This window comes from Flavobacterium sp. LHD-85, assembly GCF_030929595.1.
Classification (GTDB): Bacteria; Bacteroidota; Bacteroidia; order Flavobacteriales; family Flavobacteriaceae; genus Flavobacterium.
This window is the reverse complement of sequence record NZ_JAVFVR010000001.1, coordinates 272,752-298,151: the sequence shown is the minus strand read 5'-3', so window position 1 is coordinate 298,151 and position 25,400 is coordinate 272,752. Positions and strand designations below refer to the sequence as shown.

General features: G+C 33.2%; 24 protein-coding genes. 4 read left to right on the top strand and 20 right to left on the bottom strand.

The window, feature by feature from the left end; translation table 11 throughout:
- The first annotated feature begins 311 nt into the window (after positions 1 to 311).
- Positions 312 to 1,235 (top strand): helix-turn-helix domain-containing protein, encoded by a 924-nt coding sequence (locus tag RB618_RS01290; RefSeq protein ID WP_308067145.1) that lies wholly within the window; start codon positions 312 to 314, stop codon positions 1,233 to 1,235.
- 113 nt (positions 1,236 to 1,348) lie between these two features.
- Here RB618_RS01290 and RB618_RS01285 read toward each other — a convergent pair whose 3' ends face one another.
- The 10 genes from RB618_RS01285 to RB618_RS01240 form a co-directional block, all read right to left on the bottom strand.
- On the bottom strand, positions 1,349 to 1,897 hold the full coding sequence (locus RB618_RS01285; RefSeq protein ID WP_308067144.1) for a GNAT family N-acetyltransferase: 549 nt from the start codon (positions 1,895 to 1,897) through the stop codon (positions 1,349 to 1,351).
- A gap of 372 nt (positions 1,898 to 2,269) precedes the next feature.
- The gene (locus tag RB618_RS01280; RefSeq protein WP_308067143.1) at positions 2,270 to 3,127 is read right to left on the bottom strand and encodes a hypothetical protein; all 858 of its coding nucleotides are present in this window, start codon (positions 3,125 to 3,127) and stop codon (positions 2,270 to 2,272) included.
- 96 nt (positions 3,128 to 3,223) lie between these two features.
- On the bottom strand, positions 3,224 to 3,640 hold the full coding sequence (locus tag RB618_RS01275) for a hypothetical protein (protein ID WP_308067142.1): 417 nt from the start codon (positions 3,638 to 3,640) through the stop codon (positions 3,224 to 3,226).
- 413 nt (positions 3,641 to 4,053) lie between these two features.
- Positions 4,054 to 4,518, bottom strand: a complete 465-nt coding sequence (locus RB618_RS01270; protein ID WP_308067141.1) for an Mpo1-like protein — start codon at positions 4,516 to 4,518, stop codon at positions 4,054 to 4,056.
- A 45-nt stretch (positions 4,519 to 4,563) separates the two neighbouring features.
- Positions 4,564 to 5,079: a DUF2199 domain-containing protein gene (locus tag RB618_RS01265; protein WP_308067140.1), complete on the bottom strand. Its 516-nt coding sequence runs from the start codon at positions 5,077 to 5,079 to the stop codon at positions 4,564 to 4,566.
- A 2-nt stretch (positions 5,080 to 5,081) separates the two neighbouring features.
- Positions 5,082 to 6,329: a TMEM143 family protein gene (locus tag RB618_RS01260; protein ID WP_308067139.1), complete on the bottom strand. Its 1,248-nt coding sequence runs from the start codon at positions 6,327 to 6,329 to the stop codon at positions 5,082 to 5,084.
- Positions 6,330 to 6,797: 468 nt separating this feature from the next.
- Positions 6,798 to 7,313 carry a hypothetical protein gene (locus tag RB618_RS01255; RefSeq protein ID WP_308067138.1) on the bottom strand — a complete coding sequence of 172 codons (516 nt, stop codon included), beginning with the start codon at positions 7,311 to 7,313 and terminating at the stop codon, positions 6,798 to 6,800.
- A 75-nt stretch (positions 7,314 to 7,388) separates the two neighbouring features.
- Complete coding sequence (locus RB618_RS01250) at positions 7,389 to 7,853, bottom strand: hypothetical protein (RefSeq protein WP_308067137.1); 465 nt, start codon at positions 7,851 to 7,853, stop codon at positions 7,389 to 7,391.
- Between the two features lie 273 nt (positions 7,854 to 8,126).
- On the bottom strand, positions 8,127 to 8,840 hold the full coding sequence (locus tag RB618_RS01245; protein WP_308067136.1) for a response regulator transcription factor: 714 nt from the start codon (positions 8,838 to 8,840) through the stop codon (positions 8,127 to 8,129).
- A complete protein-coding gene (locus tag RB618_RS01240; RefSeq protein ID WP_308067135.1) occupies positions 8,816 to 9,898 on the bottom strand; it encodes a histidine kinase in 1,083 nt (360 codons plus the stop codon). Before RB618_RS01240 ends, RB618_RS01245 begins: the two co-directional genes overlap by 25 nt.
- Before the next feature lie 83 nt (positions 9,899 to 9,981).
- Between RB618_RS01240 and RB618_RS01235 the strand changes: the two genes are divergently transcribed.
- The gene (locus RB618_RS01235; protein ID WP_308067134.1) at positions 9,982 to 10,227 is read left to right on the top strand and encodes a hypothetical protein; all 246 of its coding nucleotides are present in this window, start codon (positions 9,982 to 9,984) and stop codon (positions 10,225 to 10,227) included.
- A 246-nt stretch (positions 10,228 to 10,473) separates the two neighbouring features.
- Complete coding sequence (locus RB618_RS01230; RefSeq protein ID WP_308067133.1) at positions 10,474 to 12,003, top strand: SulP family inorganic anion transporter; 1,530 nt, start codon at positions 10,474 to 10,476, stop codon at positions 12,001 to 12,003.
- A 355-nt stretch (positions 12,004 to 12,358) separates the two neighbouring features.
- On the opposite strand, the gene RB618_RS01225 is transcribed toward RB618_RS01230, so the two are convergent.
- The 10 genes from RB618_RS01225 to miaB all read right to left on the bottom strand — a co-directional run bounded on the left by RB618_RS01225 (position 12,359) and on the right by miaB (position 22,506).
- Positions 12,359 to 13,561, bottom strand: coding sequence for an ectonucleotide pyrophosphatase/phosphodiesterase (locus RB618_RS01225; protein WP_308067132.1), 1,203 nt, complete (start codon positions 13,559 to 13,561; stop codon positions 12,359 to 12,361).
- Between the two features lie 244 nt (positions 13,562 to 13,805).
- The gene (groL, locus tag RB618_RS01220) at positions 13,806 to 15,437 is read right to left on the bottom strand and encodes a chaperonin GroEL (protein WP_111365082.1); all 1,632 of its coding nucleotides are present in this window, start codon (positions 15,435 to 15,437) and stop codon (positions 13,806 to 13,808) included.
- A gap of 158 nt (positions 15,438 to 15,595) precedes the next feature.
- Positions 15,596 to 15,952: a four helix bundle protein gene (locus tag RB618_RS01215; RefSeq protein ID WP_308067131.1), complete on the bottom strand. Its 357-nt coding sequence runs from the start codon at positions 15,950 to 15,952 to the stop codon at positions 15,596 to 15,598.
- Between the two features lie 84 nt (positions 15,953 to 16,036).
- A complete protein-coding gene (gene groES, locus RB618_RS01210; protein ID WP_008467105.1) occupies positions 16,037 to 16,312 on the bottom strand; it encodes a co-chaperone GroES in 276 nt (91 codons plus the stop codon).
- 142 nt (positions 16,313 to 16,454) lie between these two features.
- On the bottom strand, positions 16,455 to 16,799 hold the full coding sequence (secG, locus tag RB618_RS01205; RefSeq protein ID WP_177210784.1) for a preprotein translocase subunit SecG: 345 nt from the start codon (positions 16,797 to 16,799) through the stop codon (positions 16,455 to 16,457).
- Between the two features lie 3 nt (positions 16,800 to 16,802).
- Complete coding sequence (locus RB618_RS01200) at positions 16,803 to 18,527, bottom strand: hypothetical protein (protein ID WP_308067130.1); 1,725 nt, start codon at positions 18,525 to 18,527, stop codon at positions 16,803 to 16,805.
- A 106-nt stretch (positions 18,528 to 18,633) separates the two neighbouring features.
- Positions 18,634 to 19,137: an LptE family protein gene (locus RB618_RS01195; RefSeq protein ID WP_095928622.1), complete on the bottom strand. Its 504-nt coding sequence runs from the start codon at positions 19,135 to 19,137 to the stop codon at positions 18,634 to 18,636.
- A 104-nt stretch (positions 19,138 to 19,241) separates the two neighbouring features.
- Positions 19,242 to 20,501 carry a sigma-54 dependent transcriptional regulator gene (locus tag RB618_RS01190; protein ID WP_308067129.1) on the bottom strand — a complete coding sequence of 420 codons (1,260 nt, stop codon included), beginning with the start codon at positions 20,499 to 20,501 and terminating at the stop codon, positions 19,242 to 19,244.
- 108 nt (positions 20,502 to 20,609) lie between these two features.
- Positions 20,610 to 20,981 carry a GxxExxY protein gene (locus RB618_RS01185; RefSeq protein ID WP_308067128.1) on the bottom strand — a complete coding sequence of 124 codons (372 nt, stop codon included), beginning with the start codon at positions 20,979 to 20,981 and terminating at the stop codon, positions 20,610 to 20,612.
- Positions 20,982 to 21,060: 79 nt separating this feature from the next.
- Positions 21,061 to 22,506, bottom strand: coding sequence for a tRNA (N6-isopentenyl adenosine(37)-C2)-methylthiotransferase MiaB (gene miaB, locus RB618_RS01180; protein WP_308067127.1), 1,446 nt, complete (start codon positions 22,504 to 22,506; stop codon positions 21,061 to 21,063).
- 371 nt (positions 22,507 to 22,877) lie between these two features.
- Here miaB and topA point away from each other — a divergent pair, with 371 nt between their 5' ends.
- On the top strand, positions 22,878 to 25,394 hold the full coding sequence (gene topA, locus RB618_RS01175) for a type I DNA topoisomerase (RefSeq protein WP_308067126.1): 2,517 nt from the start codon (positions 22,878 to 22,880) through the stop codon (positions 25,392 to 25,394).
- Positions 25,395 to 25,400 lie beyond the last annotated feature (6 nt).

Below are 25,400 nucleotides of genomic sequence, written 5' to 3'. Positions count from 1 at the left end.
TGATATATTTGTTTATGAGTGAGTTATTGGTGATTTAAGCTCGCTAATTTAAAGCTTAAACTTCTGTAATTAATTATTACAATTGTGTCTTTTTTATTGGTAAGATATTCATAAAAGAAAAATCATATTCAGCTAAAATAATTTTTAATGAAGATGCATAATTGACTCAAATAGGCAAAAAAACACAAAAACAACCGATAGTTGCCAGAATACAACTGAAAGTAGTGTAAAAGCAACTAAAGGTAGATGCTATTTTTGCAGCAGGACTAATGGACAAAATAACTTTGTGACATCACAAATACACAAAAATTATGATGCTAAATTCACAATCAATTGGCAATAAAATTGTCGCAGCAAGAAAGAAAGTAAATCTTTCACAAGCTGAACTTGCACAAAAGGTATCTATAAGTCCTCAAGCAGTTGGCAAATGGGAGCGTGGTGAGTCTATGCCGGATATCACGACATTAAACCGACTTGCGGAAATTCTGGGTGTTGACCTTAACTATTTCTCTGATAGTTTTCAGACTGAAAAAAATGTAACACCATTTATTGAAAAGATTTCTAAAGAAACAGGAGAGCGCGCAAAAAACAGTCCAAGTGAAAAATTTGACTGGAATTGGGATATGTCTCAAGGTAATTGGATTGATGCTGATTTTTCGGGTTTAAAAAACATAAAGGAAAAATTTAGCTCTTCAAATATGAAGAACTGTAAGTTTATAAAATCTGATTTATCTGGATTAATTCTGGGAAAAAACAATATTGAAGCTTGCGATTTCTCTAATTCGGACATTAGAAACACCAAAATCCAGTCTTCTAATCTTTCAAACAATCAGTTTAACAACTGCTATTTTATTGATGCTAATATTTTTAAAAGTAATATTGAAAAATGTAATTTTTCTGAAGCTGACTTTTCGGGTGCGGAAATTCTGGAATCAAACTTAGAGAGCAGTACTGTAAATGATGTCGTATGGAAGTTTACGAAATTTTTCAAATCAAGCATTAGTAATATTGTATTCACAGGAGCTTTTGAGGACTGTCATTTTGAAAATTGTTCCTTCTATGGAGTTAAATTTCAGGACGCGACAATTTTAAACACCTTTTTTAAATATAATGATAGATTTAAAAAAGTTCAATTTGTTAATTGTAAAGTTGACAAAATTACTTACGCATTTTTAAAAAACAACCAGGCAAATTTGACCGGAATTTCAATATTAGAAGATATTGACAAACAATAGAATAATTACTGATGTGAACATTTCAGACAATCGAGGTTAATAATAAAAAAGCCTGCAAAGCGTATATTTTGCAGGCTTTTTTATGGTTCTAAAATTTTAAGAGTCTCTTCTAGTTATTGATTTTTACTGTTTCTTAAAGTGTAAGTTACCAGATTTTTTATATTCTGATGGGTATTATTATATTTTTTATTCTCCAGTTCAAAGTTCATTTTCTTTAATATTGATACAGAATTAATATTGTCAGAAGAGGGAAAAGCAGTTATTATTTTTGCTTTTATTTTTTCAAACGCATATTCTATTATTTTTTTGATTGCTTCTGTCATTATTCCTTTGCCTTGAAATTCACTCAACATTTCATATCCTATTTCTACAATTTCATTTTCAAGATCAAAATTCCATAAACAAATTGAACCAATTAGATTGTTATTTTCTTTTTCTGTTATAACCCAATAAATGCATTCATTTTTCGCAATTAAATTTTGCATTTTGATTATATATTCTTCTGCTTTTTTTAAGCTTGACGAATTGTCTCTTCCAACAAACGCATTTACAATTGCATCAGAATGTAATTTATGTATTAAAGCAACATCAGTGTTTTCAATGTTTCTTAATACTAATCTTTCGGTAATCAGTTTAGGGAAATCTTTAAAATTCAATTCCATTCTGTATTTTTTTAATTCATTTTTTAGGCGAAATTTTGGCTTTTGCTTGACACTAATGAGTTAATACTACTGAAAACATCAGACATATTAATCAATATTTAGCAGATATATCTTATAAACTTTTAGAGGTTTATTATTAATTACATTTTATTTCTTTTTAGAATTTTTAACGATGTAATAAACCGAAAATACAAAGACAATGCTATAAATAACTGCCATTGCCGGATTCTCAAATTTTAGATTCTGAAAGTCAAATTGCTTATATAAGGTTACGCCTAAAATTATTGCTACTATCCAAAAGACGAATGTAATAGGTTGGTTTTTATTTTCCATAATTAGATTGTTGGTTGTTAAATATTTTTTGGTTCATATTTATAGTTTATCCTGTTCAGCTCTTAATAGATCAAAAATACTCTCGCTTTTGAAATTCTCCATAAACAAGTTAATTAGAGGAACAGTTGGGCTTTTTGGGTATTTTTTCATGAATCGGTTAAACTCCTGAATATTTTCCGGATAAATATAGTTTTCGTCTGTTGCTCGCTCTGCAGTCGGCGTATTGTCTTGACCAACTAAATAATCCATTTGGTAATTTTTGTATTCCTCTTTTACAGATGCAATTAATTTTGAATCAGGATATTTGGTCATAAAATTTTCCCATGAAATTACTCTATCGCCTAGATCTTTAAAAGAGATTACAAGTCCAGCATCTGCAGAATATAGCGTTTTATTTTCTTCGCTTTTTAGATGCAAATAATCTTTGTAATCGCCTGTTACATAATCTTTGAAAATGGTATAATAGAAATCATGTAAGGGCTCTATTTCGACATATCCTTCTCCAATTTCCCAAAACTGTAATTTGTGTTTCGAAAGTTTTTCGCCCAAAAGCTTGACGGCTTTTTTATCAGCTTCATCTTCATTGTAAAATTTATCCAATATTCCAGATTCTTTTCCGGCTATTTGTTGTAATAAAGCGCTGTTTTCCTCAAAATATTTTTCATAAAGAGTGTTGGCCTCTTCAGCAGAAATAGATTTTAATTTGAGAATAACTTCATTTTTGTTTTTAGAAAACTGTTCCAATAAGTCAGAACTTACTTGTGCGGTTTGAGATGAATCTTCAACTTTAGTACTGTCTTTCTTTGTTTCTTTTTTCTGTGGAATGTTTTTATTTTCTGTTTGTTTGCATGAAGAAAGTAAAATTACGGAAGTAATTACTATGAAGAATTTTCTCATTTTCTGGTTTGGTTTATTGAGCTAATATAGAAAATATTTGCAATACATTTTAGTCATAAAAAAAGGACAAAAAATATTTTTGCCCTTTGTTATTATTTAAGGATACTGCGTAATTCTAATTTTTCGTCTTACAAATAAGATGGTATCGATATCTTTTTCAGAGTAACTATGGAGTACGATTTTTATCGAATCGTTTATTTTTTTTAGAAAAAGTTCTTTGTATTTTGGCTGATGGCTTGATCCTCCAAATTCGTTTAGAGAATCTAAAGCTTTAAATGAAAAAGGAGGGTCTTTATGCGGAGAGTTGAAATAAATTGTAAACATTAAGTCCTTCTCTAAGTTTTTTTTATTGCTATAATATTCATTGATAGAAATTGCAGAATCAATCTTTAATATAGAATTATCCCTTAATTTAATTGTCTTTTTTGTGGGCAGATAAATGTATGTTTTAGAATGTGTTAGGTATTTGTCATAAGAATCAATTGGGAAAAAATGATTTATGATATAAGTCAAAGAGATAAAATAAATGAATAAAATGATGATTTTATATCTTTTGGTAAATGAATTTTCTGTGTTTTTGTAAAAAAGGAAATAGGCTTGGCAAGAGAATAAAATAAGAAAGAATAATACATAAAGAACTTTTTCAATCCAATCATTTTTCCTGCTAAAACTTAAACAGTATACTCCTAGTTTAAAGCTTAAAAGATAAAAGACGATAAGGGGTAGATATAAAGATGAGTTAAATTTTAAAACTCTTGAAAAACTAATTATGCTCGATTTTCTAGAAAGAGTTATCACTATCACAGAAATAGTTATTGAAAAAGCTAAAAAAGATATAATGCAAATAAATAATTCTAAGATAATATCAAGAGAGGGAACTCCAAATCGCAATTGGTAATTACTCATTTATTCTTTTTTTAAGCTTTTTACTTTCTAGAAAACAAATTTTCGACAACCCAAGCAGGACCAATCAATAAAAACTGAAGATCTTTTAAGAAAGAAGGTTTTTTGCCTTCAATATTATGACCGTAAAACTGCCCTATCCAAGCGATCGCAAAAACGCCAATTGAGAATGCCCATAACGGCACAACCTGCCCGATATAATAATTTAAGATTAGACAGATACCCGAAAACAAAGCAATTTTAATTGCCATTGCAACCGATAATCTGATGTAGAAAACCAAAACGAAAAGTAGAACTGGAAAAGCCCAATTTTCGATAATAGGTAAATTTAGGTTTAAAGTGTTGGCAATAATTCCGCTGGGAATACTCATTAATAATCCAACGATAGAAAAGAAAATGGCAGGAACGCAAATATAATGTATTGCTTTATTTTTTGGGTTCTGATGACTTACGGCATATTCTGCAAACCATTGATCTAATGTTCTCATTTTTGTGGTTTTAAGGTTAGATGCGTAAATCTAGTAAAATTTCTTTTAGCTTTTACCGTGCTGTATTTTCATTATTTCATCTACAATCGAAATGGCTTTTTCTAATGTAATTCCGTTTTCTTGATCAAGGGTTAAAGGATGATTTTCTTCAATGAGTTTTATTTCAGGAATTAACCCTAAATCCTGCTCAATGGCGATTGATTTTAGAGATATTGTTTTGCCATAAGTAGGGACATCAGTTTGCATCCATCCAAAATAAGGCTCTTGATTAATTCTATTGGGATCTTCCCATAAATCCATTCGTAGACAGAAATTATCTTCGCTTATCGTAGTCCAGACATTAAAAACCAAATCTTCATGATAGTCGATTATCGGAATGGTTAATCTTCCTCGATGAAAAAAATGTTCTTTATCTACATAACACCAGCTTCCTCCATACTCAACTCGTTTTTCTCTTTCTTCTGGCGGAATAGCAAAATAATAAGCGGGGAATTCGTTGCCGAAACATAAAGGCATTTCGTCAAAAACTTCTCCGCAACAGGAACATTTGTAGGTATACATTTTTAAATTTTTAAAGCATCAGCTTTCTGATTGTACTGAAAAACATTATCCCAAAGTTCATCAATGGCAACAAGCGCCTCATTAAGCGGAATCACGTTCCATTTTCCATTAGTTTCTACTCCGAGGCCAATGCTTTTTAATTTTAATAAAGCATCATTTACATCAAAATCCAAATCGGTATTTAGTTTGGTTTGAAACCAAGATTCAATTTGATTGTCCAGTTCTTCGGCTGTTAAAGAATCTTCACTTTCGTGTAAAAAAGTATAAGCGAGAATCGTTTCTTTTAAAGCTTCTTCTTCAGAAGAATTTAATAAAGAATAAAAAGCACCGCTGTTGTTCCCGACATTTTTAAAATACAAACTATCAGAAAGTGTTTTAGAATATCTGATCTTCTTATTTATGAAGTTATTGTATTGACGGAAACAATATGCTCCTAAAATCCCCAATGCGATTAAACCTTGATTTAAGGAGGTTTTGCTGTTTAATAAATCGATTGTTTCACCAGTCTGATAAGCTTCGTACATGTTTATCAAAGCTGGAATTACTTTGGCGCTTAACAATGAAAGTCCACCAAAAACTCCTGGAACCCAAAGCAGCAATTTGTCCTTAAGAGACATTTTCGGAATGGCATTCGGAAAAATGGTTTCAAGATCGTTTTTAGGAACACGTTTAAAGATTTTCAGTGCAATAGACCCTGGATCGATTGGCATTTTTCCTAATTTGACTTTCTTTTCTTTCAGGTAATCTGCTTCGCTATAATTAAGATAAATTAACACCCGATCATAATATTCAATTTCGACTTCTTTGGTCCAGAAAAAGTATTTTTTGACTTTTTCTTTCGCTTTATGATGGCCGCGCGCATAGAGTTCAAAATCTTTAAAAGCATTAAAATCGATAGAAAGGTTTAATCCGATCAAATCCGATTCATTAAAAGCGTCGTTTAATGCTTTCTGATTAATTCTGTAGTAATTGCCGCGTTCGAGAACTTTTAGCAATGTTTCTTTAAAAACTGGAAAATTGCTTTTATTGATAAACTGTTCACGTTCTTTTTCGCTCAAATCCGGATCGTAGAGCGCGTAATGCTGTTTTAGATTTCTGTTAAGGTTAAAAGATTCGTAATGATAATAGTGTTCGATAATTTCGAACAGCTTCTTAAAATCGTCAACCTTTTGCGGATTTTCATAAAAAGCAGCAATTTGCTGTTCCAGTAAAAATTCTTTATTAAACGGAATATAATGTTCTCTAGTCATGCGGACTTAATTTCGTGGCTTTTACAGAAAGCAAAAATACTGCCTGAAATTTGATTTTAAGCTTTAAAAGGGATGTTTTTTTTAACGCAAAGAGTGCTAAGGATTACACAAAGTTCGCTAAGTTTTTTTGAGATTTTTTAGAGGAAGCAAAACGTTATCTACACAAAGTTTTGCAAATTTTACGGTTTTATTAAGTCTTTAATTAAAAATTCTTTGCGCTCTTTGCGTTAAAAAAAATATCACGGATAAAAACAAAAAAAAGTGAAATTTCCAATCGGTACCAGCGATTTGAAATCCCACTTTCTGTTTCAAAAAAAAGTGACAAAAAATTAAAAAGCTCTCTATTTGAAAACCTTGCCTAAACTAAAAATTATTAGTAACAATATTAGTTTAAAATTAAGTGATGATTACAGGTATTAATACCTGTTTTTTAGAAGAACTTTTTCTTTAAATTTTAAAAGAGGGAAACTATTTTTTTGCTACGATATATTTTACCGAAACAATTTTCACCGATTTTATCAGCCCAAAACTTAAGGAAGTTTCTTGATCAAATGTAAAAATACAACTAGATTTAGCGTTAATTCCATAACATGGCGACGTGGCTTTTGATGCAAAACTTCCAATCGATTCTGCTCCATCAACATTAATAGTAATTAATGGAGCCCCTGTGACATTAAAGTCATTAAGGTTGTTTAGTTTTATCTCCATTTGAAGTCTGTTAGTATTTTTGCCAGTGTCTGGAGTATAAATGAAATTCAAAATTTCGTACGAGAAATTTTCAAGTTCTTTGGTGTTTTCTTCCACAGGTTCAATCTCAAAATCGCAAGAAACTTCTCTTTCATACGCTGGCATGTAAGATGATCCAGATGGTGTTTGTATAGTTTGTGCAGGAATAGTAATTATTTTGGTGCAATCTCCAGAAGAACAGCCAAAAAAGAATAAAAAAGAAATTGCAATAAAAATAAGCTTTAAAGTTTTAATCATGTTTTATTGATTTGAAAAGATGCTCACGAATGAGTGAACTTATAACATTTTAAAAAGTGCAAAAATGCAAAAAAATTAGCTTAATGCAGATTTCTTTAATTCGATTACGCCTTGGATATATTTTATTAATTCTTCTTTGGTAACGGCAAAAGGAGCTTTTTCTGCCTCGAATTCCAAATATAAATTAGCAATGCTTTCGGCGTCTAGATTTTGAGTAAGGTGATGATGCTCTGTATATTGTATAAGATGGTCTACAAAAAGTTCGCGCTGTTTTCCTTTTTCAATCGTTTCTAGATCGCCTTCTTTTATTTTTTCTATTATAGATTCTGGCAGATCGATTGTGAGATACATGCAGTCAACGGCAACTTTAGAAAGCAGCTCTTTGGGGACTCTTCCTGTTGCGTCACAGTAGGCGCATGGAGCAGGAACCCATTTCAATTGTCGGTTTAAACGGCGGATATCATCCCAATCAACAAATCTTTTTCCAAGGCATCTCGGGCATTTTGTAGTAGATCTTTTAAAGAAATTAAAAATGGTCATTGGTTTATAAATAGCTTAGGGGATTGCTTATGTGGCGAATTTAAATAATTAAGTAGGAAAAGTTGCTTGGTTCGCCGTTTTTTTTAAGAAAATAATTAACAAAATCATTAATTAGAATAATTGTTGTTGATTTAAAACAAATAAAAATAACAATTCCTAGAGTCTGTAAGCCTTACAATTGCTTAAGATAAGAGATTTTGGTCAAACAAAATGAAGCTCAACTTTTTTTAAGTTGAGCTTTTCAAAAAATATTTAATTATAAAAATTGAGAAATTATCTCATTGGCAAATTATTTAGAAGAATCTGATACTTTCTTCCCACAGGAATCATTTCGCCATTGCACATGGTAAGTGTTTTTGAAGTAACAGCGTTGATTTTTTCAGTATTTACAATAAACGAACGATGTACTTGAACGAAATTAGTACTGTCAATTTCTGAGGCAATACTTGAAAGTGAGCCGTAAATAATATGTGGTAAATTGAGTTTGGCGCTGTATAGTTTCATGTAATTGCCAAGACTTTCGATATAGAGAATATCACAGATTGGCATGTCTATATTTTGCCCGTTAAGACGATACGAAAATACTTTGGTATTGGTTTGAGTTTCTTTTTTAAGACTGTTTCCAGAAAAATAAGTTTTGGCTTTTTCTATGGCTTTGGCAAATTTATCGGGTGAAATTGGTTTTAAAAGATAATCAATAGCATCGTTTTGATAAGCAGAAAGTGCATAATCGGAATAAGCCGTTGTTACAATTGTCAGCGGACGATTGGGTTGCAGTTCCATCAGTTCTACACCAGAAATGACAGGCATATTAATATCAAGAAAAATAATATCATATTGGTTTTCGTTAAGCAGTTTTATGGCTTCCATACCATTAAATGCGCTTCCGGAATGTTCCAGTTCGTCAAATTTGGAGATGTGAGAAATCAAGGCTTTATGTGCCGGCGATTCGTCATCAATTATCAGACAGCGGTAGGTAAGTGCCATATACTCAGTTTTACAATAAACATGTTTTTTTCTTTTTTGCAGTTTAAAGTATGTTTTAAACCATATACTTCCAAACGTCTTTTTAGGTTTTCAATTCCGATTCCCGTACTCGAAAGCCGTGATTCTGTGTCCAAACAATTGTTTTTGAGAGTAAAACATAAATTTCGGCATTGTACTTTCAAATCTAGATTAATAAATGGTTCAGCGGTTTCGGCAGAAAACTTCACTGCATTTTCTACCAAAGGCAAAAAGAACAAAGGCGGAATTTCGATTTGATCATGTACGCCTTCAATATTTTGCGTTACAGCCAGTCTTTCGTTTCTAAACGTATAATATTCAATATATTTTTTGATAAAAGCAATTTCTTCCTGCATTAAAACAAAATCTCTTTTTGAAGCCTCAATCTGATAGCGCAACAAGTCTGAGAGATTCAGTATTCGGTCAGGAACTTTTTCTGGCTCAGCTAGGGCTTCTCCATACAGGTTGTTCATGGCGTTGAGCAAAAAATGAGGATTCAGCTGCTGTTTTAAAAATGAGAGTTCCGACTTAAAATTCATAATGTCTTTATCTGCCTGACTCATCTTTTTGCTAATCACTATATGCAGAAAATAGAAGAAACAACCGTTTATGATAAGAGATACAATCTGAAGTGTCTTTAAATTTCCTAATCCGACAAGCGGAAAAAACCAATTCATAAAAAAGTAAAAACCAGTCCAATAGACCGCAAGAAGCGTAAAAAAGATTTTAAATCTTTTATGAAATAAAAAAGGATTGATGATACAGATATTAAAAACCGTAATCCATACAATACAAGGGAAATATCCCATGGCAATTTTACTGAGAATATAAGACCAGCTATGCCCGTCCAGTCTTATTTCGTCGTAAATACAGGCCAAAATGACCAAATAAACAAGTGTATTTACAATTAAGTTTCGTAGAAAAAAATTCTGATAGATTTTTGCAATTGTCATAGTGGCAAAAATAATATAATCGTATAGTTTATAAGTGTTTATAGAGAAAAATTTATACCAACGCCATTCGTATAAATCATACGCCATTGGTATAAAATTGCTGTTAAAATAAAGGTTTCTCTATTATTTTTGATCTTAAGTTTCTATAATCTTTTTAATAATAAATAAAAATGTACCAGTTTAAAGAATTACAAGAAGCAGAGAGTGTTGTGGAAATTTTTAAAACAAATATCCAGGAAGAATCTGATCGTGATTATGTTATAGCCGTTATGCAGAATCAGTTTCCAGATTATAAAATCAATTTTGATTTGGAAGATTGTGATAAAATTTTACGAATTGAAGGTGTTGATTTGCAGTATGATAATGTTGTGAATCATGTTTCTGGTTTAGGCTATACTTGCGTAAGATTAGAATAATATTTTAAAGGAAATCAAAATTAAATCGGGTAAAAATACGCAGCTGTATTTCCTTTTTTTGTAAGTATTTTGTGTGATATTCTAATTGTAAAAATAAATCTGGAATGCTAAGTTTTATACTTTCTATCTTTCTTTTTCTTCTCGAACAGTTAATCTGATTTAACTGTTTTTTGAGGTGTTTTTCCAATAACTTTTTATCAGCTAAAAGGTCTGTTCTTTTGCGTATTATTTTTCTAATTTTACGCCATGAAAAAAAAGTTCCAACTCTTCGATTTTAGTCAGAAAGTCAATTATAAAAATGAAATTTTAGCAGGTTTAACCGTTGCAATGACTATGATTCCTGAATCATTATCGTTTGCTATTCTGGCTGGATTTCCCCCGCTGGTTGGTTTGTACGCAGCTTTTATTGCAGGATTGGTTACGGCTATTTTTGGAGGAAGACCCGGAATGATTTCGGGCGGAGCAGGAGCAACGGTAATTGTTTTGATTGCCTTGATGAAATCGCACGGAATAGAATATGTTTTTGCTGCTGTAGCTCTTGGAGGTGTTGTTCAAATTTGTATCGGACTTTTTAAACTCGGAAAATTTATTCGATTGGTTCCGCAACCCGTTATGTTTGGTTTCGTAAACGGATTAGCGGTTGTGATTTTTATGTCGCAATTGGAGCAGTTTAAAACCGTAGTTAATGGCCAGATTTCTTGGCTTCAGGGAACTCCTTTGTATATTATGCTAGGGTTGGTTGCTTTGACAATTGCTATTGTTTTAGTTTTTCCGAAGATTACAAAAGCAGTTCCAGCATCTTTAGTGGCTATTATGGTCGTTTTTGCTCTGGTCATTATTTTTAATATTGAAACTAAAACGGTAGAAGATATTGCTTCAGTTCAAGGTGGATTTCCTCCGTTTCATATTCCGAATATTCCATTTTCTTTTGAAACTTTAAAAGTGATATTTCCGTATTCGGTAATTGTTGCGGCCGTTGGTTTGACCGAAGGTTTGCTTACGCTGAATTTGGTTGATGAAATTACGGGAACAAGAGGAAATAGCAATAGAGAATGTATTGCACAAGGAAGTTCAAACATCTTAAATGGTTTTTTCTACGGAATGGGAGGTTGCCCTATGATTGCACAGACTTTGGTAAATCTTGGCGCGGGATCGAGAGCTAGACTTGCAGGAATTATTGGCGCTTTGACTATTTTAATGATTATACTTTTTGGTGCGCCCATAATTGGAAAATTGCCAATGGCGGCTTTGGTTGGTGTAATGATGATGGTTGCCATTACAACCTTTGAATGGGCAAGTTTCAAGATTATTAATAAAATGCCGAAACATGATATTTTTGTTGGAATTTTAGTTGCCGTAATTACCATTGTATTGCATAATCTGGCTTTGGCCGTTTTAATTGGCGTAATTATTTCTGCTTTGGTTTTTGCTTGGGAAAGTGCCAAAAGAATTCGCGCTAGACATTATATCGATGAAAGCGGAGTAAAACATTATGAAATTTACGGACCGCTATTCTTTGGTTCGACCACTATTTTTTTAGAAAAATTTGACATCCAAAACGACCCAAATCATATTATAATCGATTTTAAAGAAAGTCGTGTTTCTGATATGTCGGCCATTGAAGCTTTAAATAATCTGACGAAAAAATACAATCAGTTAAATAAAACAGTAGAATTGCAGCATTTAAGTGCCGATTGCAGACAGTTGCTTAAAAATGCCGATGCGGTTATTAATGTAAATGTAATCGAAGATCCAACGTACAAAGTGGTTAGTTAATTAGAAAATGTGGCAATTTGATAATTAGATATTGCTATTGATAATGTGTATCTGTAGAGGCGGACCGCAGTGCGTCTACGCAACGTAATCACAATGATTGATATACTAGACTAGACGCACTGCGGTGCGCCTCTACAGATATATGCTGTATGAAATTGTTTTTTTTTGAATTGCCTTCAGCTTTAGCTGGAGGTAGTATTCAGAATAGAAAAAAGGCTTTAGCCAAACGATAAAGTTTGGCTAAAGCCTTTCTCTTATGAAGTTTGATTTTTTTCTTCAGCTAAAGCTGGAGGCAATTCAGTTTGTCAAATTATTACAATTCAAAAATTATCAAATTATCAAATTGCCACATTTTCTAATTAGCTAAAGCCGACTCTACATCACTCAGTTTTCCATCAATTTCGCCTACTTGCAATCCTAAAATATGAGCGATTAAAGGATAAACCGAAACATTCTGAAACGTTTTTACTTTTTTATTGACTTTAAAAGCAGGTCCTTTTGCGTAGAAAATAGCATGCATATCTTTTTCCTCATTGTCATAACCATGCGTTCCTCCATTAATATGCGTGCTTTCTTTGCTTACTAAACTCCAACCTTTTTTAGCTTCAATAACAAAATCATGTACGCGAGGATTCGTTCCGTAATGCAATCTTTTTGGAACTTCAGTCGATTTCCAGAATTTAATGTGTGGCACTTTTTTTAAAGCATTGGCAATAGAATCTTGATAACCCGGTTTTGCCTGAAGACTCATAATTGGATTAATAACGTCTTTATAACCTAACCATTCTGGTTTTATATAATCTAACACCGCTACTTTTTTATCATTACTGATAGTGGCCATTCCGTGGTCTGAAACGATGATCAAATTGATTTGTTTTCCAATAGGCAACTGATCTAATCTTCTAGATATTTCGCCCATAATCGAATCCATTTTGATCACTGTTTTTTCAGTTTTTGGTGAAAGCGGACCAAAATTATGACCCGTATGATCTGGTTCGTCAAAATATAAAGTAACCAAATGAGGGCGCTGTTTTTCTGGAAGCTGCAACCATTTTATAACCGTGTCGATTCTAGCTCCATACGGAATTTTGCCATCATAATTTTTAAAATAACTTGGGTTTCTTTTGTCAATATCAGAACCTGGCCAAAAGAAAGAAGCGGTTTTTACACCTTGTTGTTCAGCTAAATTCCAAATTGGATTTCCGCCATAAAATCTTGAATCGTTTTTAGCATTACTAGATAATGAAAAAGATTGATTCAAAGAAGCATCATAAAAAACATTATTGATAATTCCGTGATGATCTGGATAAAGTCCTGTAACGATCGAATAATGATTTGGGAAAGTCTTACTAGGATATGAAGGTTTCATTGATTTTGCGTGAACACCTTCTTTTTCAATTTGCTTCAGATTTGGAAGATTATACATTTTGCCATAATCCCAGCGAAATCCATCCATCGAAACTAAAACTACATAATTATCTTTAGCATTTTGGGCTTGTAAAAAGAATGAAAGCGAAAGAAAAACTAAAGATAGGAGTGAAGTAAAATACTTTTTCATTTTTTATATTATTGTGAAGTTGCAAAGGTATTGATAACAGATTTTTTAAAGAAAAAGAGAATGTTAAATAAAAGAGTTGCCACGAATTGCACGAATTTCCAATAATGCTTTGTGTAATCTGTGGCTAGTTAAACTATACGCAAAAGATTAAAACTAATTCGTGGAAATTAGTGAAATTCGTGGCAAACAAAAAAAAGCGCCAGATAAGAAATCTGGCGCTTTTAAGTTTTAAGAAGAGAATGAATTACATCATTCCTGGCATTCCGCCTCCCATTGGCATTCCGCCTCCGGCATTTTCTTCTTTAATATCAATTAATGCACATTCTGTAGTTAAGATCATTCCAGAAACAGATGCAGCATTTTCAAGAGCTACACGAGTTACTTTTTTAGGATCGATAATTCCTGCAGTAAGCATATCTACATATTCGTCAGTTTTTGCGTTGTATCCGAAATCACCTTTTCCTTCAGAAACTTTAGCTACAACAACAGAACCTTCAAGACCAGCGTTTTCAACGATAGTTCTTAATGGAGCTTCAACAGCGCGAGAAACAATTTGAATTCCAGTAGCCTCATCAGCATTGTCAGCTTTTAAGTCAGCTAAAGCAAGTTTAGCTCTCAATAAAGCTACACCACCACCAGCAACGATTCCTTCTTCAACAGCAGCGCGAGTTGCGTGTAAAGCGTCATCAACTCTGTCTTTTTTCTCTTTCATTTCAACTTCAGAAGCAGCACCAACATAAAGAACAGCAACACCGCCAGCTAATTTAGCCAAACGCTCTTGCAATTTTTCTTTATCGTAATCAGATGTAGTAGTTTCCATCTGACCTTTAATTTGGTTTACTCTATTTTTGATGATATCAGCTTCACCAGCACCGCTTACGATAGTTGTATTGTCTTTATCGATAGAAACTCTTTTTGCGTTTCCTAACATTTCGATAGTTGTATTTTCTAGCGTATAACCTCTTTCTTCAGAAATTACAGTTCCGCCAGTTAAGATTGCGATATCTTCTAACATTGCTTTTCTTCTGTCTCCAAAACCTGGAGCTTTTACAGCAGCAATTTTAAGAGCACCTCTTAATTTGTTTACTACTAATGTAGAAAGAGCTTCACCGTCAACATCTTCAGCAATAATCAATAATGGTTTTCCTGATTGAGCAACTGGCTCTAAAACTGGAAGTAATTCTTTTAAAGAAGATACTTTTTTGTCATATAATAAGATGTATGGAGAGTCTAATTCAACTTCCATTTTCTCTGGATTTGTTACAAAGTAAGGAGAAAGGTATCCTCTGTCAAACTGCATTCCTTCAACAACGTCAACGAAAGTATCAGTTCCTTTTGCTTCTTCAACAGTGATAACACCTTCTTTTCCAACTTTAGCGAAAGCTGTAGCGATTAATTCACCAATAACTTCGTCATTATTAGCAGAGATAGAAGCAATTTGCTGAATTTTATCTGAATCGCTGCCAACTACTTTAGCTTGTTTTGCTAAGTCAGCTACGATAGTTTCAACAGCTTTGTCGATACCACGTTTCAAGTCCATTGGATTTGCACCTGCAGCAACGTTTTTAAGACCTTCTTTTACGATAGCTTGAGCTAAAACTGTAGCCGTTGTAGTTCCGTCTCCAGCTAAATCATTGGTTTTAGAAGCAACTTCTTTTACCATTTGCGCACCCATATTTTCTAGTGCGTCTTTTAATTCGATTTCTTTTGCAACAGAAACACCATCTTTAGTAACTGTAGGTCCACCAAATGATTTTCCGATAATTACGTTACGACCTTTTGGTCCAAGAGTTACTTTTACAGCATTTGCTAATGCATCAACACCACGTTTTAATCCGTCACGTGCTTCAATATCAAATTTTATATCTTTTGCCATTTTAATTGTTTTGCTTTAGGCAGTAGGCTTTAAGCTTTAAGCTTTTTCTACTGCTGTTAATAATTTTTTTTATGCTTTAGGCAGTAGGCTTTAAGCTTTAGGCTTTTCTACTGTGGGTTTTAGTTACAGCATAGTGTTTATTGCCTATGGCTTACAGCTTATTGCTGAACTAATACTTGTTTTAGTTTGTAAATTTTGCTTTTTATGCTATTGATTTTTTCTATCTGTTTTTCTGCAATTTCATTGTTTAAATATTGCAAATCTTTAGCTAAAATCAATAAGTATTCTGTCTCATTGGCAGAACCCAAAGCAATGTTGAGAAATTGATTAAATTCTTTGTCGCTATTTCTTCCGCATCCTTCACTAATGTTGGTGGGAATTGAGGAAGATGCCCTTCTAATCTGACTTGTTAATCCGTATAATTCCTCTTTTGGAAAAAGAGATGTTAATTTATAGATTTCTAAAGTTAAAGAATGACTTAGTTGCCAAATGTCATATTTTTTAAAATCTCTCATTTTTTGTTGGCTTTAAGCTTTAGGCAGTAGGCTATAGGCATTTTGTGAAAGCTTATAGCTTAAAGCTTACGGCTTACACAATCTTTAGATAATCGCTAAAATATCATCCTCGCGCATGATTAGGTAATCAGTGCCTTCTAGTTTTAACTCGGTTCCTGCATATTTTCCGTAAAGAACAGTATCACCAACTTTTACAGTCATTGTGTGATCTTTAGTTCCGTTTCCTACTGCAACTACAGTTCCTTTTTGTGGTTTCTCTTTGGCAGTATCTGGAATAAAAATACCTGAGGCAGTTTTAGTTTCAGCTGCAACAGGCTCAATAAGTACGCGGTCTGAAAGCGGTTTAATGTTTAAAGCCATGATTTTATATTATTATAAGTTATACGTTTTTTTCTGTTCTATAAACTTTCAGAAACTATGCCATGCTAGAAAAACTGACATTATTTCTTAAAAAAAATGCCAGCTTTGACAGGCTGGCATTAGATTTTATATAGAGCTTCTATTATTTAGCTGGTGCTGGAGTTGCAGGAGCTGGTGTAGTTCCTTGCGCTGGAGCTGCTGGTGCGTTTACAGGAGCTTCAGTTTTGTCAATGATTTTAGATTCTGTATCGCTTAAAGATCCAGAGAAGCTTAAGCTTGAAAGTAAAATTAGCACAATTAAAACAGTAGCTAAAGTCCAAGTACTTTTATCTAAAAAGTCAGTTGTTTTTTGTACTCCACCTAACATTTGAGTTCCGCTGATAGTAGACGATAATCCGCCTCCTTTAGGGTTTTGTACCATGATAACTACGATCAATAGAAAACAAACTATTGTGATTAAAACTAAAAAAATTGAAAATGTGCTCATTACTTAATTATTGTTATTGTTATTTTGTTGTAAAATCTTTATATCCGATATGCGGTCTGCAAAGAAAGTAATTTTTTCTGGATATTTCAAAATTAATATTTCATAAGCTTGAATTGCTTTTGTATATTTCTTTTGTTCCAGATAAACTCTAGCCAAAGTCTCGGTCATTAAATACGAATTGTCCTCTATAGTAGCCTCAATTTGAACTGCTGGAGCACTTGTTCCAGGTTTTATTGGAGAGATTTTTGGATTGGTTTCGATAAATTTATCGATAATTTCAGCCTTCTTTTGTCTTTCTTCTTCTTTAGCAGCTTCAATTTTGGCTTGTTCTTCTGGAGAAATTTCGTTTGAGCGGTCAATTGGTTCTGTTCGAGATAATTGTAGCCATTCTTGGAATGAATGTTTTTCGCTAAGAGAAAAATCCAAAGGCTTTCCTATCTCTAAATGTTCCGCTGCAGTTCTTGCAGGTTCATTAGGCTCTTCCTCCTTGATTATTTCTTCAATTGGTTCTTCATTTTCTTCTTGAATTTCCTCTTCTTCTTTATCCTCAGATTGCAGAACTTCTAGAATCTCTTCTTTTGGCTCTTCAGGCGCTTTTGTTTCAGCTTCTTTAATTGAAGAAAGAATAGATCGTTCAACAGGATTCATTTTAAATTCTGGAATAATCATTTCTTCGATAACGCTGTCATCTTCCTCTTCTTCAGCCGAGTTTAAAACAGGTTCCTCTATAACAGCATCGGCTTTTAATTCCTCAGCTTGTACAGCAGTTGCCGATTCCGCTTCTTTTATAGAACTTAGAATAGAATTCTCAATGCGATCAAATTTTTGTTCTTCAATAGAAATTATCGATTCAGGTTCAGTAACAGAAGGTGTTTCGGAAACTTTTATAGAACTTAAAATAGACTTTTCTATACGGTCAATTTTAGGTTCCTCAGTTTGTATTGGTTCTGAAGACGGAGTTGTTTCAGTTTCTGCGATCTCATTAGAAATAGTAGATTCGACAGACTCAATTTTCTGTTCTACTTCTTCTATTACAGGTTTTTCAAAAGTTACGGTTTGCGCTTCTTTTATTGCAGCAAAAATAGAAAGGTCTATTTCAGGAAGTGGTTTTGGCTCTTCTTCTTTTACTATTGGTTTTTCAAAAGTTATAGTTTGAGCTTCTTTTATTGCTAGAAAAATAGAAGGATCTATTTCCGGAAACTTTTTAGGCTCTTCAATAACTGCCGATTCTTGAGTTTCTATTTCTTCAGTAGGTGCAGGTTCTTCAGTTTTTACAAATTCTTCAATTTTTACAGACTCAACAATTGGAGACGTTTCAACAGAAGCAGTTTGTACTTCTTTAATTGCATTTGAAACAGGCAGATCTTCAATGTCGGTTTTTATTTCAATTGCTTTTTGAATTTGCTCTGGCGAAATGATTTCGCTGTCAAAAACAGTGATCTCAAGAAGATCCCTCAGTTTTTGTTCGTAAAAATCATTTTGGATAGAAGTGAAAGCCTCAGAAGTTATAAAATCAAATAAAATAGAACGATCAGCTGTGTATGCTGCTGTAACTTTCAAAGCATAATTATACTTAAAACTGTTTTGATTGTAAAGTCCTTTTAATCGTAATGCGCGTGCACTTTGAAAATACGGGAATTCATTCAAAACACTTCCTAATGCGTCCGCCTGCTTTTCTGTAATAGCATCGGGTTTGTTCATTAAGTAGGTATAATCGCTAACGTTCATTATTTGTTTTTTGTTTAATCAGTTAATTGTTTAATCGTTTATTTGTTTTTGGTTGTTTTATCGATTAAACGGTTTTACGATTTAACGATTAAACAAACAGGCAAAACTACCATTTTGCCAATGATTGATTAAAGATATCTTGTGTGATTCTTTCAAAAATTACTCTGATTGCTTCGTTTAAAACAGATCCTGTTGGAAGGTCTCGCCCAGGGAAATCATAATAGAATTCAAAAGATTTTTCAAAATCGTCTGTTTCTTTCTTTTTATTCGTAAATCTCACATTGACACGAATCGATAAACGGTTTTGTGCGGCTTGCTGATCTGCAGTTGCTGTCATTGGTGTAATTCGATAATCTGTAATTTCGCCTTCATAAACCAAATCGCCACTATTGCTAACCAAGTTTAAGTTGGTCTGATTCATAATCAAATCCTGCAAAGCCAAGGTAAAAGTTCTATCGATTCCCGGTTCGATTAAGTCTGCATTGTTTTGAAAGAAGTTGACTTGAAATGTTTTTGCATCAATTTTTCCTGTTCCTGTAAAGTTATAAACAGAACAGCCACTCAACATGAAAAGGCTTAATAATGCGAAAAGAGAATATATTTTTTTCATAATGTTTATTGGTGAAATTCCAATTAGTTTAAAATTCCAAATTCCAATTGTGGTCAAATATAGTAATTGGAATTTGGAATTTTGAAATTGTAATTTAATTATTTTTATAAATCGAATTGCTTGATTTTACGATACAAAGTTCTTTCAGAAATACCCAGTTCATCTGCTGCCGCTTTACGTTTTCCTTTGTTTTTTTCTAATGATTTTTTGATCATTTCGATTTCTTTTTGTTCCAAACGTAAAATTTCTTCTTCTTCGATGGTTTCAGCAAATAAGTAATTATCGTCTTGCATTTGATAATTGTCTTCACGAACAGAAGGTGTTGTCATAACAGCTGTTCTTGGTTCTTCTTCAAAATCAATTTCGCTGTCGTTTTGCTGATTTCCGTATATTTTCTGAATTAGATTCGGATTAATATCTTGTACTTTAGAAGTGCCGTTTTTCATTAATTCCAAAGTCAGTTTTTTCAAATCGTTCAGATCGCTTCTCATATCAAAAAGCACTTTATACAGAATATCTCTTTCTGTGCTAAAGTCACTTTCTTTTTTACTGTCGTTGATAACAGAAGGCAAATTGCTTCCTTCAGCTGGTAAGTACGATTGTAAAGTTGCTAAAGTAATATCTCTATTAGTTTCTAAAACAGAAATCTGTTCTGCCACATTTCGAAGCTGACGAATATTTCCGCTCCATCTGAATTTTTGCAAAAGCTGAACAGCGTCATCATCCAATCTTAAAGGAGGCATTTTGTATTTATGAGCAAAATCGGCTACAAATTTTCTGAATAACAAATGAATATCATCGTTTCTCTCTCTTAAAGGAGGTAAAGTAATTTCTACTGTACTTAAACGATAATACAAATCTTCACGGAATTTGCCTTTTTCGATAGCGTTAAATAAATTCACGTTTGTTGCAGCAACGATACGAACATTGGTTTTTTGAACCTGAGACGAACCTACTTTAATAAATTCACCATTTTCCAAAACACGAAGTAGTCTTACCTGAGTAGTAAGAGGTAATTCACCAACTTCATCTAAGAAGATTGTTCCGCCGTCTGCTACTTCAAAATAACCTTCACGAGTGCTTGTTGCGCCTGTAAAAGCGCCTTTTTCGTGACCAAAAAGTTCACTGTCAATTGTTCCTTCCGGAATTGCACCGCAGTTTACGGCAATATATTTACCATGCTTTCTGTGCGAAAGCGAATGTATAATTCTAGGAATGTTTTCTTTACCAACACCACTTTCCCCAGTTACCATAACCGAAATATCAGTTGGAGCAACCTGAATGGCTTTTTCGATAGCACGATTTAATTTTGGATCATTTCCAATAATCTCAAATCGCTGTTTTATTGCTTGAACTGTTTCCATATAGATTTTGTTTCAAGTTTTTATTTGTTTCAGGTTTTGCCTAAAACTTTGGCTTGTATTTTTTGTTTGCCACGAATTTCTCGAATTTCTCGAATTTTTGAAATCGTGTCAATGAATAACTCTTTTATGTTGTAATGTCTTTTTATTAAAATTAACGATAATTCCTAAATCACTATCAGCTAATTTTAAATAATTTATTGTTTGAGTAGTATATTCATCAATGATTTCTTTTGATGCTTTTACTTCTAAAATGATTTCATCATAAACCACAAAATCAGCATAGAATTTATGCGCTAAAACAATTTCTTTATATTGAATGTTATATTCTTTTTCACGTTCATAGGGGATATTGTGTTTTCTAAATTCATATTCTAATGCATCTTTGTAAACAATTTCTAAAAGTCCGCCTCCTAATATTCTATGAACTTCCATGCAAATCCCAACAATTTTATAGTATTCTTCTTTTCTGTACAATTCCATATTTGTTTTTTAAAACAAATCTATAGAAATTTTTGAAAGAAAATTCGTGTAAATTAGTGAAATTCGTGGCTAAAAAAACTTAATTCATGCTACTCAAACCAACTGCTTCACCTTTAAGAGTTCCAGAAGTGCAGCTTGTGATTTTTACGTTTACGAAATCTCCAATTTTATAATTTTCTTTTGGGAAAACTACCGTTATACTTTGAGAATTTCTTCCTGAGAATTCATCTTTAGATTTCTTAGAAACTTTCTCAACTAAAACTTCAACTGTTTTTCCAACAAATTCCTCGCTTCTAAACCAAGCGTGCTTTTGCTGTAAATCGACAATTTCCTGTAATCTTCTAGCTTTTGTTTCCTCTTCAACATCATCTTTCATTTTTCTTCCAGCCAAAGTTCCAGGGCGCTCAGAATACGAGTACATATAACCGAAATTATATTTTACATATTCCATCAAGCTCATTGTATCTTGATGATCTTCTTCAGTTTCTGTAGGGAAACCAGCAATCATATCTTGTGAAATCGAAGCATCAGGAACAATCGCTTTAATTTTATCAATCAAAGCCATGTATTCTTCACGAGAGTGCAAACGATTCATTTCTTTTAAAATTCGGTTACTTCCAGATTGAACTGGCAAGTGAATATGTTTGCAAATGTTTGGATATTTTGCAATAACATGTAAAATACTCTCATGCATATCCTGCGGATTTGAAGTCGAAAATCGAATACGCATTTTTGGAAAACCAACAGCAACCATTTCAAGCAATTGATCAAAATCAACCGCAGTTGCTTTCTGCATTTCAGAAGCATTTACAAAATCTTTTTTCAATCCGCCGCCGTACCAAAGATAACTGTCAACGTTTTGTCCAAGAAGTGTAACTTCTTTATAGCCGTTATTCCATAAATCCTGAATTTCATTCATGATACTTTGTGGTTCACGACTACGCTCACGTCCTCGCGTAAAAGGCACAACACAGAACGTACACATATTATCACATCCGCGAGTAATAGAAACCAAAGCTGTGATTCCGTTACTCATTAAACGAACAGGCGAAATGTCTCCGTAAGTTTCTTCTTTTGATAAAATTACATTAATGGCGTCACGGCCTTCTTCAACTTCCGCCAATAAATTCGGAAGATCTTTATAAGCATCAGGACCAACAACAAGATCAACTATTTTTTCTTCTTCCAAAAACTGACTTTTCAAACGCTCAGCCATACAGCCCAAAACGCCCACTTTCATTTTTGGATTGGTACGTTTTACAGCATTGTATTTTTCAAGACGCTTACGAATTGTTTGTTCAGCTTTATCGCGAATTGAACAAGTATTCACCAAAACCAAATCGGCTTCTTCCAAAACCGAAGTGGTGTTATAACCTCCGTCAGACAAAATCGAAGCTACGACTTCACTGTCCGAAAAATTCATCGCACAGCCGTAACTTTCTATAAATAGTTTTTTAGTATTCTCAGGTTTATTCTCCAAAACAAGACTTTCGCCCTGTTTGCTTTCTTCAATAATCTTTTCCATTGTAAAAATTCAAAGTGCAAAGATAGGGTAATTGAATCTAATATGACAAGATGTCAGATAAAGAATTAACAATGTTTTAAAAAATTTAGATTGCAGATTTTAGATTTTAGAATATGTGTTGTTTATCATTTGATATGTGCTAGTTGTAAGTTTAAATTTAACTGCAAAAAATCTAAAATCTAAAATCTGCAATCTAAAATAAAGGGATTCCTTGGTTAAAAATTACTAAAAGTTATACCTATATATATTATCGATATTATTACAGATAAATCTGCAATTTTAAGTTTCATAATATCAAAATACTTCAAAAATGCATTCGTAAGGTTAATATTTAAAAAAAATAAATACTTTTGTTGCAGAAAAATAGAGCAATGGCAAAGAATTTAGTAATAGTGGAGTCACCTGCAAAGGCGAAAACGATCGAGAAATTTCTTGGGAGTGATTTTCAGGTGGAGTCAAGTTATGGTCACATAGCGGACTTACCATCGAAGGAAATAGGAGTAGATGTAGAAAATGGTTTTAAACCAAAATATGAAGTTTCTCCGGATAAAAAAGCCTTGGTAACGAAACTAAAATCACTTTCTAAGAATGCCGAAACGGTTTGGTTAGCATCCGATGAGGACCGCGAGGGAGAGGCTATTTCATGGCACTTGGCGGAAGAGTTGAAACTGGATACAAAAAAGACCAAACGAATTGTTTTTCATGAGATTACAAAATCTGCGATTCTTAAAGCAATTGATAATCCAAGAGAAATTGATTATAACTTAGTAAATGCACAACAAGCACGTCGTGTTCTAGATCGTTTAGTAGGATATGAATTATCTCCAGTTTTATGGAGAAAAATCAAAGGCGGACTTTCAGCGGGTCGTGTACAATCTGTTTCTGTACGTCTGATTGTTGAAAGAGAACGCGAAATTCAAAGTTTTAATGCAGTTGCAACATATTCAATTGTTGCAGAATTTGTAAATGAAGCAGGAAAAGCTTTCAAAGCAAAACTTCCAAAAAACTTCAATACTAAAAAAGAAGCCGAAGATTTCTTAAATCAAAATATCGGTTCTAAATATAAGGTAGCCGATTTAGAAACTAAACCTACCAAAAAATCTCCAACAGCACCTTTTACAACTTCAACACTTCAACAAGAAGCTGCGAGAAAATTGTATTTGCCAGTTGGAATTACCATGCAGTTAGCACAGCGTTTGTACGAGGCCGGACTTATTACTTATATGAGAACCGATTCGGTAAACCTTTCTAAAGAAGCAATGGATGCTGCTCAGGCAGAAATTATCAAATCTTACGGAAAAGAATTCTCTAAACCGAGAGTTTTTGCTAATAAAAGTAAAGGAGCTCAAGAGGCACACGAAGCAATTCGTCCGACTGATATGTCTCGCCATACTGTAAATATCGACCGTGACCAAGCTCGTTTATACGATTTGATCTGGAAAAGAACTTTGGCTTCGCAAATGAGCGATGCGCAGCTTGAAAGAACAAACGTAAAAATTGAAGCAGATAATCATGATGAAGTTTTTACAGCTTCTGGAGAAGTATTGCTTTTTGAAGGTTTCTTAAAAGTATACTTAGAAGGTCATGATGATGATGAGGAAGAGCAAGAGGGAATGCTTCCGGCTTTAAAAGTAAATGAGAAACTGGTAAATAAGTATATTACAGCTACAGAACGATATTCAAGACCACCTGCGCGTTACACTGAGGCATCTTTGGTTAAAAAATTGGAGGAACTTGGAATTGGTCGTCCATCTACATACGCACCAACTATTTCGACAATTATTAATAGAAATTACGTTGAAAAAGGAACTCTTGAAGGTGTAGAACGTAATTATACACAGCTTACTTTGCAAAACAGTAAAGTAGGAGAGAAGCTTCTAAAAGAAAATACAGGTTCTGATAAAGGAAAATTGGTTCCAACAGATATCGGAACTATTGTGACTGATTTCTTGGTAAAGAATTTCGGGAACATTTTAGATTATAATTTTACTGCAAAAGTAGAGCAGGATTTCGACGAAATTGCCGAAGGAAACATTGACTGGGCAAAAATGATGCAAGATTTCTACAATAAATTTCACCCAAATGTAAAAGAAGTTGAGGCAAATGCGGAGCGCGAAAGCGGTGAAAGGATTTTAGGAAAAGATGCTGAAGGAAGACAAGTTTCTGTTCGTTTAGGAAAATTTGGACCAATGGCTCAAATTGGAGAAGCGGATGATGAAGATAAAAAGTTTGCCAGCTTAATGGCAGACCAAAATATTGGAAATATTACACTTGAAGAAGCTTTGAATTTATTCTTGCTTCCAAAAAGTTTAGGTGAATATAAAGGAGAGGAAGTTGAAGTGAATAATGGACGTTACGGACCTTATGTTCGCCACGGAAGTGTTTTTATCTCATTGCCAAGAGGAGAAGATCCGCTTAATGTTTCTAAAGAAAGAGCTCAAGAATTAATTGACGAGAAAGCACTTGCTGATGCGCCAATTGCAGTTTACAAAGGAGAAGCTGTTCAAAAAGGAGTGGGGCGTTTTGGACCATTCATTAAATGGAACGGTCTTTTTGTAAATGTGAGCAAGAAATACAATTTTGATAATCTTTCTCAAGCTGATGTTGAAGAATTGATTGAAGAAAAGCTTCAGAAAAACATCGATAAGGTTATTCATAACTGGGAAGAAGAAGGAATTGTAGTAGAAAAAGCCCGTTGGGGACGATCTGTGATTCTGAAAGGAAAAATCAAAATTGAATTAAGTAAAGATGTTGATGCAACGAAATTAACATTGGCTCAAGTTCAAGAAATGATTGCGGCAAAAACACCAGCAAAGAAAACCGCTGCTAAAAAAACAACAATGGCTAAAAAAGCTCCAGCTAAAAAAACAGCTGCTAAAAAGAAATAAGTATAT

What these genes read in the sequence shown, in the direction of transcription:
- RB618_RS01290 (WP_308067145.1), top strand. Translation starts at nt 312, where the DNA reads ATGATGCTAAATTCACAATCAATTGGCAATAAAATTGTCGCAGCAAGA.
- RB618_RS01285 (WP_308067144.1), bottom strand. Translation starts at nt 1,897, where the DNA reads ATGGAATTGAATTTTAAAGATTTCCCTAAACTGATTACCGAAAGATTA.
- RB618_RS01280 (WP_308067143.1), bottom strand. Translation starts at nt 3,127, where the DNA reads ATGAGAAAATTCTTCATAGTAATTACTTCCGTAATTTTACTTTCTTCA.
- RB618_RS01270 (WP_308067141.1), bottom strand. Translation starts at nt 4,518, where the DNA reads ATGAGAACATTAGATCAATGGTTTGCAGAATATGCCGTAAGTCATCAG.
- RB618_RS01265 (WP_308067140.1), bottom strand. Translation starts at nt 5,079, where the DNA reads ATGTATACCTACAAATGTTCCTGTTGCGGAGAAGTTTTTGACGAAATG.
- RB618_RS01260 (WP_308067139.1), bottom strand. Translation starts at nt 6,329, where the DNA reads ATGACTAGAGAACATTATATTCCGTTTAATAAAGAATTTTTACTGGAA.
- RB618_RS01255 (WP_308067138.1), bottom strand. Translation starts at nt 7,313, where the DNA reads ATGATTAAAACTTTAAAGCTTATTTTTATTGCAATTTCTTTTTTATTC.
- RB618_RS01250 (WP_308067137.1), bottom strand. Translation starts at nt 7,853, where the DNA reads ATGACCATTTTTAATTTCTTTAAAAGATCTACTACAAAATGCCCGAGA.
- RB618_RS01245 (WP_308067136.1), bottom strand. Translation starts at nt 8,840, where the DNA reads ATGGCACTTACCTACCGCTGTCTGATAATTGATGACGAATCGCCGGCA.
- RB618_RS01240 (WP_308067135.1), bottom strand. Translation starts at nt 9,898, where the DNA reads ATGGCGTATGATTTATACGAATGGCGTTGGTATAAATTTTTCTCTATA.
- RB618_RS01235 (WP_308067134.1), top strand. Translation starts at nt 9,982, where the DNA reads ATGTACCAGTTTAAAGAATTACAAGAAGCAGAGAGTGTTGTGGAAATT.
- RB618_RS01230 (WP_308067133.1), top strand. Translation starts at nt 10,474, where the DNA reads ATGAAAAAAAAGTTCCAACTCTTCGATTTTAGTCAGAAAGTCAATTAT.
- RB618_RS01225 (WP_308067132.1), bottom strand. Translation starts at nt 13,561, where the DNA reads ATGAAAAAGTATTTTACTTCACTCCTATCTTTAGTTTTTCTTTCGCTT.
- groL (WP_111365082.1), bottom strand. Translation starts at nt 15,437, where the DNA reads ATGGCAAAAGATATAAAATTTGATATTGAAGCACGTGACGGATTAAAA.
- RB618_RS01215 (WP_308067131.1), bottom strand. Translation starts at nt 15,952, where the DNA reads ATGAGAGATTTTAAAAAATATGACATTTGGCAACTAAGTCATTCTTTA.
- groES (WP_008467105.1), bottom strand. Translation starts at nt 16,312, where the DNA reads ATGGCTTTAAACATTAAACCGCTTTCAGACCGCGTACTTATTGAGCCT.
- secG (WP_177210784.1), bottom strand. Translation starts at nt 16,799, where the DNA reads ATGAGCACATTTTCAATTTTTTTAGTTTTAATCACAATAGTTTGTTTT.
- RB618_RS01200 (WP_308067130.1), bottom strand. Translation starts at nt 18,527, where the DNA reads ATGAACGTTAGCGATTATACCTACTTAATGAACAAACCCGATGCTATT.
- RB618_RS01195 (WP_095928622.1), bottom strand. Translation starts at nt 19,137, where the DNA reads ATGAAAAAAATATATTCTCTTTTCGCATTATTAAGCCTTTTCATGTTG.
- RB618_RS01190 (WP_308067129.1), bottom strand. Translation starts at nt 20,501, where the DNA reads ATGGAAACAGTTCAAGCAATAAAACAGCGATTTGAGATTATTGGAAAT.
- RB618_RS01185 (WP_308067128.1), bottom strand. Translation starts at nt 20,981, where the DNA reads ATGGAATTGTACAGAAAAGAAGAATACTATAAAATTGTTGGGATTTGC.
- miaB (WP_308067127.1), bottom strand. Translation starts at nt 22,506, where the DNA reads ATGGAAAAGATTATTGAAGAAAGCAAACAGGGCGAAAGTCTTGTTTTG.
- topA (WP_308067126.1), top strand. Translation starts at nt 22,878, where the DNA reads ATGGCAAAGAATTTAGTAATAGTGGAGTCACCTGCAAAGGCGAAAACG.